Source organism: Shewanella marisflavi (assembly GCF_002215585.1).
Lineage (GTDB): Bacteria > Pseudomonadota > Gammaproteobacteria > Enterobacterales > Shewanellaceae > Shewanella > Shewanella marisflavi.
In genome coordinates, this window is sequence record NZ_CP022272.1 from 3,734,679 (window position 1) to 3,751,878 (window position 17,200).

Sequence of the window (17,200 nt, forward strand, 5' to 3'; positions counted from 1 at the left end):
TTTATTTAAAGGCCCTGTTTATCGCGCTTACGGCGCAACATATCCTCATCGGCCTCGGCTAACAGGGTATCTAGGCGCACATCCTGATCCACTATTTTATGACCTATGGTGACGGTCACCTCAGGCAGATGACTGTCGGCCATGGCATTGTCTAGCCCCTGCATGATGCGGGTCTCGGTAGCAATAACATCCTCATCGCTTTGACACATCAGTAGCACCACAAACTCATCCCCACCGATACGCCCCACCACATCCGAGGCGCGCACGCTTTGCTTGATGATCCCCGCCAGCAACTTTAAGACTTCATCGCCCACCAGGTGGCCATGACCATCATTGATCCCTTTAAAGTTATCGACATCGATATAGAGCATGGCTAAGCGGCTCTCATTACGCTGAGCCAACTTAATACGCTGCCTTGCTAATCCCTTAAATCCACGGCGATTATTGATATGACACAGCTCATCCAGATGAGCCAGCTGCTTCAGTTCACCGTAAATATCTAACAGCGCAAGATCGGCCTCAAGGATCTCTTTGAGCTGATGGATCAACTCAAAATAAGTGTCCTGGTAATCAGTCTTGTTGAAGTCCATCACGCAGAAGGTACCGAAACAGCGGCCATCGGGCCAAAACACCGGCACCCCCAAGTAAGATGAAAAACCGTCGTTCTTCACCTCGGGATTGGTCTGCCAACAGGGCTCTATTTGCGCATCGCGTACATAGAGATCTTTTTGAGTCTCGACGATACGTCGACAGAAGATATTGGTATCGGGCGCAATCACCACCCCTGCCGGATAGGGGTTACTGACCTGCTTACTGGCGATGGTGACCTGAAACCCTTTTGGCGTATATTGCACCAGAAAACTGGCAGGCGCATTGAACACATTGGCCAGCAGATTAACCGTCTTTTGCCACTTGTCGAGGGAGATAAGATCGATAGGATTATCGAGTAAAAAGCGTTCACTGCTATACAAAGATTCTGTCGACATCGTCTTTCCTTTACTACGGATAACGAAATCGCCTTCCTGGCGTTTTGACCTGAGGTCAAACACACCTACCTGTGAACTAGCTATGCTTTAGAGCATAGAGGTCAACTTAGCCCAATTCAAACCCAAATCATAGATATAACAGATAGCGCCGTTATTAAATAATCAATTCAAATGCCCCTAAGGCAATGGTGTAAACCGGTTTAATAACTCATATCCTGCGGTTTTTTCAGCAATTTACGCTGCAAGGTACGCCTGTGCATCCCCAACTGGCGCGCCGTCGCCGAAACATTACCCTTGTTGGCATTTAGCACCTGCTGCAAATGCTCCCACTCGACCCGTTTAGGACTCAGGGGCACCTCATCGACCTCTGGTTCGATCACCTTGGGCGCCTCATCATCCAACACCCTGAGCAGAGTCGCGGTATCGGCGGGTTTAGTCAGGTAGTTATCTGCGCCCAGACGCATCGCTTCCACCGCTGTGGCTATGCTGGCGTAACCGGTCAGCAGCACCAGTACCGCCTGAGGAGCGGCGCCTCTTAGGGGAGCGATCAATGCCAGACCATTATCATCGGCCAGCTTCATGTCCAGCAGTATATGACTGGGCTTAAACTGCCGCGCCTTAAGTAGCGCCTGTGTAGCATCATGGGCCTGTTCACACTCATAACCATGTTTTGCCATGCGCCGTGCCAATATCCCCGCAAAACTCACCTCATCGTCAATGATCAACAAGCGCTTCATTAGGCCTCCACTATTGGCAGATAAACCTGCGCCACGGCGCCACCATCCACATGGCTGCCGAGGATCAAGCGTCCCCCCAGTCGCTCCAAGCTGGCATGACTGAGTAACAAGGCGACCCCCATTCCCTTTGGCTGCTCGACAATCTGATGCCCGAGCTGCTGCTGTAGCGGCGCCGGTATTCCCGCACCGAAGTCTCGCACACTCAATACCAGCTCATCCTCCTGACGCAGCACCGAGAGGGTTACCCGCATCTCATCTATCTTCTCCAGACTGGCTCTGGCGCCATTTTCAATCAGCGCCAGTAAGGCAGGTTGCAGGCTGGCATCGACGGTCAGCGCCAATTTGGCAACCGCTTTATCAGCCTGCAATTCAAGCTTCACCGCAGGCATTAACAAGTTGACCTGATCACGCAGGCCGCTGACCAACTGCTCAACCGATTCGGTGCGCACGGCACCGTCACGTATCGATTCTGTGGCGTTTCGCAGCGCCATCAAAGTGGCCTCGCAAACCGATAGTGCCGACTTCATCTCCTGCAGTGCAGGCCCATCATTTGTTGCCTCCTCTTGCAACTCTTCCACCAGCAACCTGAGGCTTCCCAGAGGCGTCGCCAGTCGATGAGCCATCTGCGCCGAGGCGGTGCCTAGGGCGATCAGCTTCTCCTGACGCAGCTGCGCTTCACGCATGAAGGCCAGCTGGGCATCCTGGCGCCGCATCCGCTTAGCTAAGAGGGCCACACTGGTGGTCAACACCAACGAAGAGATAATGAAGTTAACCCACATTCCCAGATAGTGAGACTGCATATCCATGCCGTGGTGGCTCATACTGCTATCAGGCGTGGCAAACAACATCAGGCTATAGGCTAGATTCGAGAGCAGCGCCAAAGACCAAGGCGCCCAAAATGGCAGCAGCACGGCGGCGATGGCGATGGGCAGTAACAACAAAGAGATGAAAGCATTGGTGGCACCGCCGGAGAAATAGAGCCAGGAGATCCACAGCAGCGTATCGAGCACCAGGGCGATAAAGAGCCCAGCTTCACTGCTGAGCAGAGGCTTTCGCAGCCAAAAGGTGAAACCTAAATAGCAGGCCTCAAGGATCAATGTCAGATTCAGTGCCGGACTATGCAGAGACAGACCAAAGGTATCGGCAAATACAAAGGTCAAACAGAGTTTCAGCATCAGGGCCATGATGCGCAGCAGGGCTAGCTGGTCGGCGGCTCGGTAACGACCATAACTCAGAATCGGCACATTATTTCCTAATTTAAATCAAAGGATAATCCGATCTTGGCAAGGGCTGGACCGGAGCGGGACAGGCTATATTTTACGCCCTGTTCGAATTCGATTTCACTCTTTATCGCCAAAGATTTGAGCCGTGCCATACTCAGGCTGCAATCCTTGGGTCGCTTGGCACTATCATTAGGAGTTGCAAGCGGCGCGATATGCTGATGGCTCAGTCCCAAGATCTTGGCCATCTTGACCAGCATCTGATACTTGGTCATTCTCTCGGCGCCGGTAAAGTGATAGATACCGCTAACATCCCCCTGAGTCTGCTGACGTGTCATCATGGCAACCAGGGCATTGGCGATATCTAAGGTGGAGGTGGGGCTGCGGGTCGCCCAGTTATCCTGCGCGCTAGCCTCCTGACTCACCAACTGAGTTAACATCACCAAGACGGCGGACTCAGCTAACGACTCCACCTGACCATAGAGAATAGGCAAGCGCAAAACGGCAAAGCCAGGTGACACGCCTAAGACGGCCAGCTCCCCCTGACGTTTGGACTCACCGTAGAAATTGAGCGGATGCGTCTCATCCTCCTCACCATAATCAGGCGCTGTGCCGTCAAACACATAATCGGTAGAGATATAACAAAGCCAGGCATCATGGGCCTTAGCCGCCTGCGCCAAGTGCTCACTGGCAGCCTGATTAAGCGCCAGCGCCGCCTGCGGGTCGCGCTCAGACACATCGGGTCGCCGCTCGGCGGCGCAGTGGAGGATCACATCGGGTTTATGGTTCGCAATAAACAGCTCCACAGCCGACTTATCGGTCAAATCCAATCTGTGCATATCTGGAGTCGCCCGCGAGTACCCACAAGCCAGTATGGTTACCGCCTCACTGGAAAATCGCTCAATCAAGGCTCGCCCTAATAGACCTGTGGCGCCGGTGATCATTATCTTCAACATCAATACTACTCGTTTGTTATGGGTTGGGTACCAGGTTTCAACATAGGGCAATCGGCAGGCAAGACCAGGCTGATGGCAGCGGCTTGTATCTCAAAATCTACCTGGGTCTCTGTGATGGGCTCACCATCTAAATTAATCGGCATCGGCGGATTGGATCGCCAACTGGCGCTGGGCTGTCGGTGATATTTGACATACTCGTTGTCCGATTCCGGGTTTTGTAACTCGGCAATGACCTGGGCCAGCGCCTCGATAGGAAAGTCCTGCAGGGCCACCAGATCCATCAAACCATCGTTAATATAGGCTTCGGGCGCCAGCACCTGGCCACCACCGGCCTGACGACCATTACAGACGGCGCCCACCAGCAATTGCTGCTGACTGGACTCCCCATGAATAACAAACTCACCATCATAGGGCTTAAAGTTCAACGCCTGCACTAAGCCAGATAAGGTATAAGCGCCGCCGCCGAGAAAGTGTTTTAGTGCCACAGGAGTATTTGAAGTGACTTGGGCACCAAAGCCGCCGCTGGCAATGTTGATCACATGCCTGTCGTTGGCACGAATCACATCGACCCCATAGGCCTCGCCCTCAGCCGCCAACCTTAATGCTGCCTCATAATCCTCGGGAACTTCAGCCGCTGCGGCAAAGTCGTTTGCCGTCCCAAGCGGTAAAATCGCCGCCTCGCAACGTTTCTCTTTAGGATGCCCCATCAAGGCATCTACCAACTCGTTGAGCGTACCGTCGCCACCGGCGGCCACAATCCGGCTACAACCTTCGGCTATCGCCTCATCAACCAAACGCGCCACGTCACCGGCCTCAAAGGTCACACGCACCTGGATGTCATGATCTTCTCTGACACGGGCGATCGCTTCTCTGACCTCCTCAATGCCGGCTTTCTTGCCATTGAGTATGATACGTAGCGTCACTGTCACTCTCCTTCCCAACCCTCTGTTACCTAATCATAGCAGTAAGGAGGCAGAGGCTAAACCAAACGCAGGCATGCCAGCGAGAATGAAACTGTTTTAATCCTGGATATTTGCCGCGTCCGCCGCAACAGGATATTCTCTGTTGTTATCAAGGATATCAGGCCAAGGCTAGGAGCTTAGTCATGAAAACCATTTCGTTAGCTGTCGCAACTGGCATCCTGCTGTCGGCCTGCAGCAACTCGCCAACTCAGGCCTCCGGGCAGCTGGAAAACGACCACGTCGCTAAGGCCGACACTATGGTGATTAATGGGCCCGACACTAAGCTGATTAATGGGGTGATTAAGGGCGCCGACAATCAACCCAGTTTTCGCTGCGACAACGACCAGCTCTCCAGTATGGCCCGCTTAGTCTGCCAAGACAGCGAGCTGGCAACGCTGGACACTCAGCTCGCCCAAGTCTTTCAGGCGGCCAGTGCCAAGGCGGTCAATGAACATCCGCCGCTATTGAAGGCGGAGCAGCGCGGCTGGCTCAAGGGACGCGACGAGTGTTGGAAGCGTGACGATAAGCGCCAATGCGTTCATAACAGCTATCAGATGCGGATCGCAGAACTGCAAGCCAGATACCGTCTCATTGGCCCTAGCGCCGAGGTGTACTACCAATGCGACGGCATCGCCGCTAAAGAGGTAGTGGTCAGCTATTTCGCCACCGAGCCTGGCACCCTCATCGCCGAGTTTGGCGACAGCGTCTCACTTATGTATCACCAACCCAGCGGTAGTGGTAGCCGCTACGTGGGGCGCAACGAATCCCTGTGGGAACACCAGGGTGAGGCGCGCATCACCTGGGGCTACGATGCCAAGCCAATGAACTGTAAGCGCACTCAATCATTATGACGCTACCTCTATTACTAACGGGTCCTCTGCTACGTCATTGCGACGCCGACCATTTTACCCTCTCCCTGGTGACCAGCGAGCCGCTTTCCCAGCTCACCCTCACTTTGGGCGATACTCAGCATTTACTTAAGGGTGATGCCGTAGAATGCCTTGAGTTGGGCAAGAAGGCCTTTTTATACCTGATCTCGCTAAGCCAGCCAGGGCTTAACCCTGTGGGGACACGCATCCCTTATGGACTTAGTGACAGTCGCTACGGCCAGCTCTTCTCTCAGGTAGAGCAACTCACCTATGGCGCCAGCGACAGCCCAGATTTCGTGGTAAAGCCCGAGATAGACAGCTTACTGCACGGTTCCTGTCGTAACCCTCATCACCACAGTAGTGATGCCATGGTCGCCGCCGATACCCTGATTGAAAACGTCCCTGACGTCGCCGAGCGCCCAGCACTGATGATGCTTAGCGGCGATCAGATCTACGTGGACGATGTGGCCGGCCCCATGCTTTATGCCATAGGTAAGACGATAGAAGTATTAGGCCTTCATGAAGAGGCGTTTCAAGAAGCGCCACTGACCCATAGCAAGCAGATCAGCTATCATCCGGCGGCGATGTACCAGAGGCACAAGAAGCTACTGCCGCGCACCGAATATCCAGCCGGAAGCGCACTGGTGCGTTGGTATATTAATCACCCCATCTTCACCTCATCGATCGCCGAAAACCATCTTGTGAGCCTGGGCGAAATCGTCGCGCTCTACCTACTCTCCTGGTCACCCGAACTGTGGCAGTTAATAGACATTCCCAAAGAGGTCACGGGTCTGTCCCCCGCTAATCAACAGAGGTGGCAGAAAGAATGGGGACACCTGCTGGAGTTTAAGGCGGGACTGACCAAGGTCAGGCGCCTGATGGCTCATCTGCCGACCTATATGATCTTCGACGATCATGACATCACAGACGACTGGAACCTCACGGCTAAATGGGAGCAAGCGGCCTATGGCCACCCCTTCTCCAAACGCATCATAGGCAATGCCCTGATAGGCTATCTGCTATTTCAGGGGCTGGGAAATCAGAAGGCCAAATTTACCCCTGAGATATTGCCTCAACTAAAAGAGTTCCTCGAGTCTCGTCAGGAGGCGCAACACGACGCCCTTATTGAGAGCCTGCTGAGTTTTGAAGGGTGGCATTACAGCCTCAATACGTCACCCAAACTGGTCGTGCTCGATACCCGAACCCAGAGATGGCGCAGCGAATCGAACCTGGCCAAACCATCGGGGCTGATGGATTGGGAGGCCCTGATGGAATTTCAGCAACAGCTGGTCGGCCAGGAGAAGGTGATTATCGTCTCGGCCGCGCCTATGTTCGGGGTTAAGTTAATTGAGGCAGTGCAGCGCAGTGCCACCTTTATCGGCGCCTCGCTCTTGGTGGATGCCGAGAACTGGATGGCCCATCCGGGAACAGCCAATACCTTGCTGAGCATCTTCCTGCATCGCAAGACACCGCAGCAGTTTGTGATCCTCTCCGGCGATGTGCACTACTCCTTTGCCTATGACATCGGCATCCGCTTTCGAACCCATAGCCCTAAGATCTATCAGATCACCTGCAGCGGCATCAAAAACCACTTTCCGGAAAAGCTATTGCCGGTTTTCGATAAGTTTAACGGCTGGCTCTATGGTCATTTTTCGCCGCTCAACTGGTTCACCAAGCGCAAACGCATGTCGATTCGCGGCCGCCGCCCCAATGGGCTGCGCAGTCAGCGTCTTATCAACGCCAGCGGGATTGGCCTGGTAAGTTTCGGCAAAGATGGGGCACCGGCAAAAATTAGCGTGCTTCACGGCGACATGAGCACCACAGAATTCCTGCCACCACGTCAGTCTCGTGACAGCTAACCTTCATCCAGGCTCAGTTCAGGCAGTGTGATGTCGATAAGGCGTCCACTGATCGGGTCCTTAAAGGTGAGCTGCTGCGCCAGGAGTTTCATCGGCCGGGTGATATCCTCTGTCCCCTTTGGCTGTAACTTAGGGTAAAAATTGTCGTTGAGAATTGGCATCCCCAGACTGTTCATATGCAGTCTTAGTTGATGCGTCTTGCCTGAGATAGGCATCAGCTCGAAACGCCCTATCTCCCCTTCGACGCCGATAAGGGCGATCTCCGAATGACTGTTGGGCTCGCCATCGACCACGCACATGATCAAGCTCGGTGTGCCCTTGTCGATGCGATTCTTTACCGTCCAGCGCTTGGGCAGAGTAAGTTTTCCGGCGCGATAATCCGCCAACAGCTCCGGGGTTAACTTCGCCAAGGCCTGATATCGTTTGGTTATTTGACCGTAACGAAATAACCCATGATAGGCATCGCGATGGGCGCTCTGTTTTACCAGTAAGACGATACCTGCGGTAGCGCGATCCAGGCGATGCGCGGCAACCAATTGATCACAGCCGGTTCTTGCTCTCACCCGGTTGACAAGGCATTGATTGATCACGCTGCCGCTAGGGTGCAGTGCCATAAAATGCGGCTTGTTGACCAGTACTATCTGCTCATCCTCATAGAGAATGGACTCCTCAAAGGGGAGCGGGGCTTCGTTAGCCACTTCGCGATAGTAGTAGACCTTTTGCTGGGGCCGATAGGGAGTGGTGAGATCCAGTAACTCGCCATCTTGCCAATGCACCTTGCCTTGGGTGAATCGTTCACGCCACACGGAAGCAGGGATATTGTCAAAACGTTGGCAAAAATAGTCGAAAACCGTTGCCGGTGGCTGACTTGTTTGGGGTAATGCGATAAAGGAGGCTTGAGCCGCTCGAACCATGACAAAAAGGCCTAATTACACACAGGTCGATATGGTAGCAAAAATTACTCCCAAGATGAGAGCAAATTATACCAATCACAGTAAGTGAGTGTTCAAATATAGCGCAGGAAAGACCTTTGAACACTAGACAGGATTTTCGATAAGCCGTTACTCTACAAGCAAAAAAGTAACGCCGTTATCGAGCTTTCTAACAAGCTAGAATGACCTGTTATTGACTAACATTGGCATGATTATCCCGCATGGGACTTTATCAGCTCCAAAACAAAATCCATCGTCTTATGGCAATCGGGCTGATTGACCAGCACCTGCTTGTCGCGATTATAGAGAGGCAAGACCTCAAGCCATCGCTGACTCACCCAAGTCGCATCATCAAGGTGAAGATCGCCATACAGCTGCTGCAGAGAAGGATTAACCAGATAGAACTGCTCCAGAGCGGCACTGATCAGCTCAAACTCCCCTTTGATAGGCTCTTCACGCCAATTGCTACAGCTTAAGGTTCTGGCGATCCAGTTGCCATCACGGCGTTTCGCCGCAGATAAGATTTTAACTCTCTGTTTGCCTTCCAACACTAGGCCAAGGCAGTCATCTTCGAGCTGATGGAAATCTATGATCTCGCACTGTGTCGCCAGTGGATAACAGGGGGGAGTCGCTTGAGGACGGGCCATGGCAAACGCCAACTGGAAGTGACCTTTGAGCACTTCGGCAATCAGAGTCAAGTTGCTAGGGCCAGCCACTCGGATCTCTATTCTGCCATCGGGCAACAGCAGTTCATCGCGGGTGATCAACGCCATCTCTTGAGTCAACATAGCAACCTCCTCCCCCTTGGTCGGTGATCGCCGTGAATACCTAATCAGTGCGATGGAAATTTAACCAAGGAGCAATAATGATAAAGTGTAGCAGTTGTCAAAATTACTGCTTGAAACGCCATTATTGGATCGGCGATGCCATGCCAATCAAAATACCCGGTCCTTCGCTAATTAGACCCACCAAGCGGCCTGTTTGTTTCACGTTGTCTTAGTTCCGCCCGTTAGAAAGCGGTAAGATAACGCATAATATCACCGCTTTTTAATACCTTATCCAAATCATCCGCCAACACCTGACTCATCTGCACCGCCTGTTGCCAGTAGCGAATGCGCTCTTCGCTACTAAGGCGACTAAAGTCATTTCTGTCGGGTAACTTGCCATAGGGGAGTTGGCTCACATAGTCCTCACTAGGGGCCAGAATTAGCGCATTATCATAGTTACGCTTGGCTCGGCGCCAGGGCAGTGACTTATCGAACCAGCCGGGCAATATCTTGCTGTAGAAGTGGGGATATAGGGTTAATCCTGGCGCATGAGCCAGCGGCAGATCGAAGTGATAATCTGTGATACCGCCATCGTAATAATGGCCTGCAGGCGCCCCATCAATCTGGGTCACTGGCGCCAGCACCCAGGGAATAGAACCTGTAGCGAGTAAAACCTGACCAATATTGTCACAGGTCAAAGCGAGGTGGCGACCCGGCAGGTCCTTAAGCTCACGATAGGGCGACATAGCATCGCTGCAACCAAACAGATAACGCTCAAAATGCCACCCCAGAGTACGCCGACTGAGCAGGTTACTCATGGCCGTAGTGGCAAGCCCAGCGCCCAAGGCCGCTGGATGGGAAAGCCGATTAAGATGACGGCCCCGACAGGCGATAAAATGACTCTTAATCACAGGATTGGCCACAATATCGGCTCCCTGCTGCTCGCCCAAGATACCAGAGACTATGCCAGCAACCTTAGCCGACACCTCTTGCGCCGTGGGCTTAGTGTCATAACGCTGGCCGATATATTCTCGCTCCAGCCTTTCATAGGCCGCCAGTGGCTCTTGCTGCGCCAAGCAGGCCAAACGCCAGGCGCCAGAGGAGGCCCCCAGAGTATAAAGCGGCGTCTCTCTCGCCTTAAAAAAAGTACCGAACAGGTATTTATCCAGCGCAGCAATCCCCAGCCATTTTGGACCTCCCGATGCCGCCAGCACCTGAGTAAAGAGCTCGGGCTTCAACCCCTGCTCGGCGATCTGACGATAGGCCTTTGGCCCGGCAAGAAAACGTAACTTAAGCACCTAACTCGGCTCCCTGATTTTATCTGTGCATATGCTCTCGGCCATTCTATAAGAATTGCACTAAACTTGTCAGGGCGATTAAAATAGGCTCGTAACAGGAGGTTACAGAGGAAAAAATGGAAGAAATCTTAACAATCAGGCCCTATCAAACACTCGCCTACGTCATCATGACGCTGACGGTCTGCCTGATATTGGTCAAATCTTTACTCTTGCCCTCACAAGAGGAGATAGTGTTTATCGGCTACAGCCTGGCTCTGCTTGCCTGGTCAAGCGCGTTGCTAAAACAGCAGATTATTTTCACCCAACACGCCGTTCGTTTCCTCAATATTCCCCTCGACGATCAAGGTGCCCTTGGCAATGATCCCTACATAACCTATACAGATATCATTGCTTGCCGTGTTGCACCCACAGGGATCGAGATAACCACCCAGGCAAAGACGCTCAAGGTTAATCTGTCTCTCAGTGCCAAGCGCCTGGCTGAGCTAAAACAGGCGTTTAGTGCTCACGGTATCCGGCTCAATAAGGATATCACTCTAAGCCAAACCTAGCCTAAGCCGCAGGCACTAGCATAAGGGGCAGTATGCAGCAGACCAACGCCGCCGCAACCTGTATAACCGACTCGATAATCAAAGCCTGCATCGCCGTGGGATTTTCATTTTTACTTCTGGGATGCCAGCGGGCCAAGGATGTCGATTATCTTTGGCAAGATTACGGCCAACGTCTCTCTAATGTGATTGAACGCCCCTACACGGCGGCTGACTTTGTTCCTCAGCAGATAAGCAGACCTAAACCAGTTACCCGCCCATCGCAGACCATCTCTATCTTAGAAACCCTCTCTCTGAGTCATTGTCAGCTTGGCACCTTGATAGCCGACCACAACAGTACGCTCGGCAAGGTCGCCCCGCCGAGTCAGCAATTCATCTACCAAATACGCTTTATTCAACTGGCACCCGCCTGCATCGACACCTTAGAGGCCGGTCCGCTAAGGCGTGAGCTGACACAGGCTCTCAAGCAGAAACAAGATGGAGCGATGGAAGACTTCAACCGGGTCCTGACCAGAGACAGGAGCATCACCCAGAGCCTGTTCATCGGCTACGACTCCTTGGTGCTCGACAAGACGCGAGCAGGGCGTTTCGAGCTCGAATCGGCGTTGGGCCAAATGCTTGATATTAAGCGCGCGATAGCACAGCAAGCGTGGCAGCAGATAGACACCAAGCAGATTGAACCTACCCTGGCGTTACTAGCCCACCAATCTCTGCTGCCCAAGTATCTGCGCTCCCTAAGCTACAGCCAAGCCCAGCTAGTTGCCCTCAATGATTATTTAACAGAACATGCCGCCTCGATCACCTGTCGGCCAGGCCATGCCAACCACAAGCAAGAGATACTGCAAAATGTGTTTCACAAATTCTATCTTGCTCAGATCCAGGCCTATCTGTCACAACTTAACCAGCTGCACTATCGTCTGAACGAGCCGCTGCTGGCGCTCTTTGAAGGCAGCAGTTATCAGGGCTTTATCGAACTGCATTTCGGCGAACAGCAAGACGCTCTGCCTGCAAAGCTTAAGGCGCAGATGCGCAGGCACGTCAAATGGTGGCAAGCATTCAGAGAGAGCTGTAATATTCCCCAGCCAAACCGCTAGGGCTGAACTTATCCAGCCACAGAGGCTACCTTGCCGCTCGAAAAGACTGCTACACTATCCCTCTCTCAAACCAAAGCTGCTATCACACCAGAGCTTGCTTCAACCTAGGCGACCGCAGATCATGATCCTGGATACCTTAGACAACCTGGCACACTACACCCACCTAGGGCCACGTATTGCCACAGCCTTGCAACACCTAAAAGAGACAGATTTCACTCAGCTGCCCGTTGGCAACTATGAGCTGGATGGCAAAGATATTTTTGTTATCGTCAACGACTATGAAACTAAGCCCAGAGAGGTCGAGCCTTTCGAGGTGCACCGCAAATATATCGACGTGCAGTATGTGGTCAGTGGTGAAGAGGAATTTGGCTATCTGCCGCTAGCGGATCAGACCCCATCGAAACCTTACTATGACAAACACGACTACGCCGAATACGACTATGAGTCCAACAAGGAGGCTGCCGCCTTTATCCCCTTGAAGGCAGGGATGTTTGCGCTGTTTTTCCCTCAGGATATGCACATGCCAGGCACCTCGGCGACACCGCAAAAGGTGAGAAAGGTAGTGATCAAGGTAAGAATATAGCCCCTTGCTAACGCCCGCTGTGATTGCGGGCGTCAGCACTCCCCCACAGCCAGTCTCCCGATACAAAATGTAACCAAGCTCCACTCTTTGACCCGCTACCTCCTGTATTCGCTCGCCAGCCCTCTTTACCTGCCTTATCGATAAACGGCACTCACGCCAAGGGTGTCTAAGAACAAAAACATGATCTTGATCAATACTCACAAACTGCTAATATAGCCGCATCGAATTACATATAGCCTTTTGTTATATGGGAATTTTTTCTAATAATAAAAACAGCAAAAGCGAGTACCCCATGCACCCCAGCCCTGCACTGAGTCAGATCTACCTCGACGCCAACGCGACCACTCCGGTATTGCCCCAAGCCGCTAAAGCAGCCCTGGGTGCTATGGAAGAGCTGTTTGGCAACCCGTCCAGCAGCCATATCACAGGCCTTAAAGCCAAAAGCCTGATGGAGCAGACGCGCCTGCGCGCCAAACAGATTCTTGGCAGTGGCCAAGGCAAGATCATCTTTACCAGTGGCGCCACCGAAGGCATACAGACTGCCATTCTCTCCGCCCTCATCAAGGCTAAGGCCAGCCTGGATCCCAACAAGCAATACAGCTTGTTATACGGTGCGACCGAACATAAGGCAGTGCCCAACTCTCTGGCTCACTGGAACCAACTGCTGGAGATCGGCGCCGAGGTCAAGGCGATTCCCGTCGATGACAAAGGCGCGCTGGATCTCGACTTCATCGCCAAAGAGGTGCCCAATGCCTTGATGATCTGCACCATGGCGGTCAATAACGAAACCGGGGTATATCAGGACCTTAACGCACTCGATAGCTGCATACGTCAGCATAACCCTGAAGTGTTTTGGATGGTGGACTGCGTTCAGGCTTTGGGCAAACGTCCTCTGGCACTGGCGCAAACCAGCATAGATTACGCGCCCTTTAGCGGCCATAAACTCTATGCGCCTAAGGGCATAGGCTTCGTTTATATTCGTGACGGCGCCCCCTTTACCCCTTTTATCGCCGGTGGCGGTCAAGAGGGTGGCCTGCGCTCAGGCACGGAAAACTTGCCGGGTATGGCGGCGCTCAACCAAGTGTTTGCCATGTTACTCGCCGAACAAGACACTCCCTTCCATAGCGGGGAACGTCTGGAGCATTACCGTCAGCAACTGGCTCAGGCGCTGTTAAATGCCTTCCCTACACTGGTGTTCAACCACAGCTTCGATAACAGTGTGCCCACCACCTTGAACTTCGCCGTGCCAGGTTTTAGCAGCAAGGAGATCATGGATCTGTTCGACGCCGCCAATATCCGCGTCAGCTCAGGATCGGCATGCAGCTCAAAAGTGACTCGCAGCTTCGTGCTTGATGCCATGGGCCTGCCCGCCTGGCAGAGTGAATCCGCCATTCGTCTCTCCTTCGGTCCGGCCATGACACAGCTTGAGGTGGATCAGGCCTGTGAGCGCATTCAATCGGCCGCTAACGCATTAGGCAATAGCTGCCTGACCCTGAGCACGGATGATGTCTCTACAGATAAAAAACCACTTAACGGCTTAGTGCAGCTAAAATCTGGCTCCAGCTGTAGCTGGATCTACGCCGATCAACAGAGCAAACAGGCCGTGGTGATCGATCCCCTGCCTGAGCTCGGTCAGCGTATCGATACCCTGCTGCAATGCCAGCAGTTGTCGCCTATCGCCTTTATCGACACTCACGGCCATGCCGATCACGTCTCGGGACGTGTGGAGTTGGCGGCCCGCTATCTGCCTGAACAGACAAGTGATCATCTTGGCTGGCCAGCGACGCATCAGATCACTGAGATCGGTGCCAGACCAGCTCAGTCACTATCGCTGGGCCAGCTCTCTCTGGTAAAAGTGGCAACCCCAGGTCATACCAAAGACAGTATCAGCCTGCTGCTATGTTCAGCCGAAGGCGAAGTGCTCTACGCCTTCTGTGGCGATCTGGTCTTAATGGGCAGTTTGGGGCGCACCAACTTCGACAGCAGCTGCGCCAAACAGATGTACAACAGCCTCAAGCTACTGCACAGCCTGGTAGGTGATAACACACTAATGTGCCCAAGCCACGACTATAACAACGAGTTCACCACCAGCTTCGCCGCCGAATTTAGGGTTAACCCGCTCCTGAATGAGGTGATCAACGGCACCATCACCATGGCGCAGTTTGAGCAGCAAAAGGCGAGGCTCGACACACATCTCAAAGATGAGGCTGGCAGCGAGATCATCTGCGGTGCCTATACCGGCGGATGCAGTAAAGCCAAGGTGAAAGAGTACGACAGCCAGACGCTAAACCAGCAAGTAGGCAGCTCACCCAACCTTAAATTGCTCGATATTCGCGAACCCCATGAATATGCCCTGCAACATGAACTGGGGACCCTTGGGCAGAAAACCATTAACGTCCCCATGACACGTCTGGTGCAGTTTGTTCAAGAAAACCAGCTAGATAGAGAGGCTCAATGGGTATTGGTCTGTCGTAGCGGCAGTCGCTCACTGGTGGCAGCCCAAGCCCTACATCGCCTGGGCTTTAACAACATCGCCCACCTTAAAGGCGGCTATGCGTTAAGCGACAACTAAATTAAAGCCCGCCCTCGCCTGACCGGCAGAAAAAAACCGCATCCCTAAAAGATGCGGTTTTTTATTTGGCTTAAACCCAAGTAGACTAGAAATAGTAGCCGAAGTTGATGTTAAAGCGCTTGTTGGTGCCGCCGTCGCCCACCATGGAGCCACCAATGAAAGGCTGGTTTTGAGCCACAACAAAATCGAAATAGGTGTAGAGACCACCCGCAGTGACCGCCACCCCGGTAACATTCATGAAGGTATCTTCCTGCCCTGTGGGTTTATCTGTGATTAACGAATAGTCGTTATAGAAGGTCAAGTTTGATACAGGCCCCCACTTAACGGGCAGGCTATAGGCCAAGTCGGCAACATAACTGGTTGCCTCGGCAGGAATCGAGTCATAAAAGGCATAGGCGGCCACCACCATACGCTCCACATCCATGCCATCAACATCATACTTGTAATCGGTCAGCTGTAACTTAAGGTTCCAGCGATCATAGTTGAGTACACCATGCAGCGCTGCCGCCATCTGGTCGCCATCTGTACCATTTTCAATTTCAAGTTGTCCTACCTGACCCGAGACACCTAGCTCAAAACTCCCGCCATCAAACATGAAGTTGTGGCTGTAACGAGCGTTGAAAGTGTTCTTCTCGCCGGCGGCATAGCCATCGGTTGGCGCATCATAAATCCCCTCGCCTGCCAGACGAACACCGACAACATCGTAAGCATATCTATGGGTGCGATCCGATACATAACCGTCCAGACCACCTTGCTCATCATTCTTATAGAAGGCTAAGTCTAATCGATTGCTGTCACTCTTATAGGTGTAGTTAAGTCCCAGATCGTAATCATCTTCCAGGCCTAAGTAGAAATTAGAGCTAAAGAAATAGTTATTAGACGCGTAGGTTAAGATACCGAAAGGCACCTGAGTCACCCCTATCTTTCCCTGCTGCTCATCATCAAAGTTATAACCTACCCAGGCATGATGAATCACATTCATATACTCGAACCAACGATACTGGGCCGAAAAAATCACGTCATCCAGATTACCGTTGACATCGATACGAAAGAGATCAAAGTCGAAGTCACCACCGCGATCGGTATTGGCATCGGAATAATCCTCATAGGAGTATTGGAAACGGGCTGCGCCGCCAAACTTAATCGACTTATCCATCTCCTCCTTTTCTGGGGCTTGTTCCTTTTCGGCTTCCAACTGCTCAATGCGCGCCTTTAGCGCCTTAAGCTCTTCGTCCACTGTGGTGGCACTGGCATTGGCACACAAAGCCATTGCGATACAGCTAGCTGCAAGTGTATAGCGAATCATCATTCATCCTCTCAGGTTTAACTTATTATTCTGCTTCCATGCTGCCATTTGCATCTTGAGTAGAGAAACTGGCCAAGAGTTCAGCCAAAGGGACACAGCTAAATACAAGCAATGCCGAATAAGTGAAGTCGCCATGAGGGCGTCACACCGAACAAACTCCAAGGCTAACTAACACCCTGCTGTAATGATCAGTACTCAAACTATGAAAATGATTAGAATTATTATTAGTGGCAACATATAGGCAACCCGTAGTCAAAAACAGCGGATTACTCAAAGCATTAGAGGCTTAAACTTAACACAAACCACTCATAATTAACAGGGAACACATGCTTTAGCCCGTATAAAGCGATCATGTAATCGAGCCGTATAGTTACGACTCAAACAAAATAATCATATGAAACACTAAACAAGATAAAGCAGATAAGTGAACCTTAAAAAGGCGCGGCGTCCTGCCGCGCGTGGCAATCAGGGCAAGGGCATCTTATCGCTCAGCCCACAGGTTAGGGATGAACCG

General features: G+C 52.4%; 15 protein-coding genes. 6 read left to right on the forward strand and 9 right to left on the reverse strand.

From position 1 onward, the window contains the following. Positions 1-5: 5 nt before the first annotated feature. From CFF01_RS16455 to yegS, 5 genes are all read right to left on the reverse strand, one after another. Entirely contained in the window at positions 6-986 is a 981-nt protein-coding gene (locus tag CFF01_RS16455; RefSeq protein ID WP_088905510.1) for a sensor domain-containing diguanylate cyclase, read from the reverse strand. 200 nt (positions 987-1,186) lie between these two features. Next, positions 1,187-1,723 carry a response regulator transcription factor gene (locus CFF01_RS16460; protein WP_033539454.1) on the reverse strand — a complete coding sequence of 179 codons (537 nt, stop codon included), beginning with the start codon at positions 1,721-1,723 and terminating at the stop codon, positions 1,187-1,189. Beyond that, a complete protein-coding gene (locus CFF01_RS16465; protein WP_198387167.1) occupies positions 1,723-2,907 on the reverse strand; it encodes a sensor histidine kinase in 1,185 nt (394 codons plus the stop codon). The genes CFF01_RS16460 and CFF01_RS16465 overlap by 1 nt, the downstream gene beginning before the upstream one ends. 68 nt (positions 2,908-2,975) lie before the next feature. After that, on the reverse strand, positions 2,976-3,899 hold the full coding sequence (locus CFF01_RS16470; protein ID WP_088905512.1) for a dTDP-4-dehydrorhamnose reductase family protein: 924 nt from the start codon (positions 3,897-3,899) through the stop codon (positions 2,976-2,978). Between the two features lie 5 nt (positions 3,900-3,904). Then, positions 3,905-4,822, reverse strand: a complete 918-nt coding sequence (gene yegS, locus CFF01_RS16475) for a lipid kinase YegS (RefSeq protein ID WP_088905513.1) — start codon at positions 4,820-4,822, stop codon at positions 3,905-3,907. 296 nt (positions 4,823-5,118) lie between these two features. Between yegS and CFF01_RS16480 the strand changes: the two genes are divergently transcribed. Both CFF01_RS16480 and CFF01_RS16485 read left to right on the forward strand, forming a co-directional pair. After that, on the forward strand, positions 5,119-5,712 hold the full coding sequence (locus tag CFF01_RS16480) for an MliC family protein (protein ID WP_088905983.1): 594 nt from the start codon (positions 5,119-5,121) through the stop codon (positions 5,710-5,712). Beyond that, positions 5,709-7,589 (forward strand): alkaline phosphatase D family protein, encoded by a 1,881-nt coding sequence (locus CFF01_RS16485; RefSeq protein ID WP_088905514.1) that lies wholly within the window; start codon positions 5,709-5,711, stop codon positions 7,587-7,589. The genes CFF01_RS16480 and CFF01_RS16485 overlap by 4 nt, the downstream gene beginning before the upstream one ends. Here the strand turns inward: CFF01_RS16485 and CFF01_RS16490 are convergent. The 3 genes from CFF01_RS16490 to CFF01_RS16500 all read right to left on the reverse strand — a co-directional run bounded on the left by CFF01_RS16490 (position 7,586) and on the right by CFF01_RS16500 (position 10,586). Then, the gene (locus tag CFF01_RS16490; protein WP_088905515.1) at positions 7,586-8,503 is read right to left on the reverse strand and encodes a pseudouridine synthase; all 918 of its coding nucleotides are present in this window, start codon (positions 8,501-8,503) and stop codon (positions 7,586-7,588) included. The two genes, CFF01_RS16485 and CFF01_RS16490, sit on opposite strands and share 4 nt — an antisense overlap. Before the next feature lie 230 nt (positions 8,504-8,733). After that, a complete protein-coding gene (locus CFF01_RS16495; RefSeq protein WP_033539460.1) occupies positions 8,734-9,309 on the reverse strand; it encodes an LON peptidase substrate-binding domain-containing protein in 576 nt (191 codons plus the stop codon). Between the two features lie 221 nt (positions 9,310-9,530). After that, on the reverse strand, positions 9,531-10,586 hold the full coding sequence (locus CFF01_RS16500) for a patatin-like phospholipase domain-containing protein (RefSeq protein ID WP_088905516.1): 1,056 nt from the start codon (positions 10,584-10,586) through the stop codon (positions 9,531-9,533). 116 nt (positions 10,587-10,702) lie between these two features. Between CFF01_RS16500 and CFF01_RS16505 the strand changes: the two genes are divergently transcribed. From CFF01_RS16505 to CFF01_RS16520, 4 genes are all read left to right on the forward strand, one after another. After that, positions 10,703-11,134 (forward strand): hypothetical protein, encoded by a 432-nt coding sequence (locus CFF01_RS16505; RefSeq protein ID WP_088905517.1) that lies wholly within the window; start codon positions 10,703-10,705, stop codon positions 11,132-11,134. Positions 11,135-11,166: 32 nt separating this feature from the next. Further along, positions 11,167-12,225: a DUF3080 family protein gene (locus CFF01_RS16510; protein ID WP_088905518.1), complete on the forward strand. Its 1,059-nt coding sequence runs from the start codon at positions 11,167-11,169 to the stop codon at positions 12,223-12,225. Between the two features lie 121 nt (positions 12,226-12,346). Beyond that, positions 12,347-12,808: a YhcH/YjgK/YiaL family protein gene (locus CFF01_RS16515; RefSeq protein WP_033539464.1), complete on the forward strand. Its 462-nt coding sequence runs from the start codon at positions 12,347-12,349 to the stop codon at positions 12,806-12,808. A 292-nt stretch (positions 12,809-13,100) separates the two neighbouring features. Continuing rightward, the gene (locus CFF01_RS16520) at positions 13,101-15,380 is read left to right on the forward strand and encodes an aminotransferase class V-fold PLP-dependent enzyme (RefSeq protein WP_088905519.1); all 2,280 of its coding nucleotides are present in this window, start codon (positions 13,101-13,103) and stop codon (positions 15,378-15,380) included. 85 nt (positions 15,381-15,465) lie between these two features. Here CFF01_RS16520 and CFF01_RS16525 read toward each other — a convergent pair whose 3' ends face one another. Next, on the reverse strand, positions 15,466-16,686 hold the full coding sequence (locus tag CFF01_RS16525) for a hypothetical protein (protein WP_033539527.1): 1,221 nt from the start codon (positions 16,684-16,686) through the stop codon (positions 15,466-15,468). Positions 16,687-17,200 lie beyond the last annotated feature (514 nt).

Excerpts from the sequence above, each read along its gene's own strand:
- CFF01_RS16455 (WP_088905510.1), bottom strand. The coding sequence starts at position 986 with ATGTCGACAGAATCTTTGTATAGCAGTGAACGCTTTTTACTCGATAAT.
- CFF01_RS16460 (WP_033539454.1), bottom strand. The coding sequence starts at position 1,723 with ATGAAGCGCTTGTTGATCATTGACGATGAGGTGAGTTTTGCGGGGATA.
- CFF01_RS16465 (WP_198387167.1), bottom strand. The coding sequence starts at position 2,907 with ATGGCCCTGATGCTGAAACTCTGTTTGACCTTTGTATTTGCCGATACC.
- CFF01_RS16470 (WP_088905512.1), bottom strand. The coding sequence starts at position 3,899 with ATGTTGAAGATAATGATCACCGGCGCCACAGGTCTATTAGGGCGAGCC.
- CFF01_RS16480 (WP_088905983.1), top strand. The coding sequence starts at position 5,119 with ATGGTGATTAATGGGCCCGACACTAAGCTGATTAATGGGGTGATTAAG.
- CFF01_RS16485 (WP_088905514.1), top strand. The coding sequence starts at position 5,709 with ATGACGCTACCTCTATTACTAACGGGTCCTCTGCTACGTCATTGCGAC.
- CFF01_RS16490 (WP_088905515.1), bottom strand. The coding sequence starts at position 8,503 with ATGGTTCGAGCGGCTCAAGCCTCCTTTATCGCATTACCCCAAACAAGT.
- CFF01_RS16495 (WP_033539460.1), bottom strand. The coding sequence starts at position 9,309 with ATGTTGACTCAAGAGATGGCGTTGATCACCCGCGATGAACTGCTGTTG.
- CFF01_RS16505 (WP_088905517.1), top strand. The coding sequence starts at position 10,703 with ATGGAAGAAATCTTAACAATCAGGCCCTATCAAACACTCGCCTACGTC.
- CFF01_RS16510 (WP_088905518.1), top strand. The coding sequence starts at position 11,167 with ATGCAGCAGACCAACGCCGCCGCAACCTGTATAACCGACTCGATAATC.
- CFF01_RS16515 (WP_033539464.1), top strand. The coding sequence starts at position 12,347 with ATGATCCTGGATACCTTAGACAACCTGGCACACTACACCCACCTAGGG.
- CFF01_RS16520 (WP_088905519.1), top strand. The coding sequence starts at position 13,101 with ATGCACCCCAGCCCTGCACTGAGTCAGATCTACCTCGACGCCAACGCG.
- CFF01_RS16525 (WP_033539527.1), bottom strand. The coding sequence starts at position 16,686 with ATGATTCGCTATACACTTGCAGCTAGCTGTATCGCAATGGCTTTGTGT.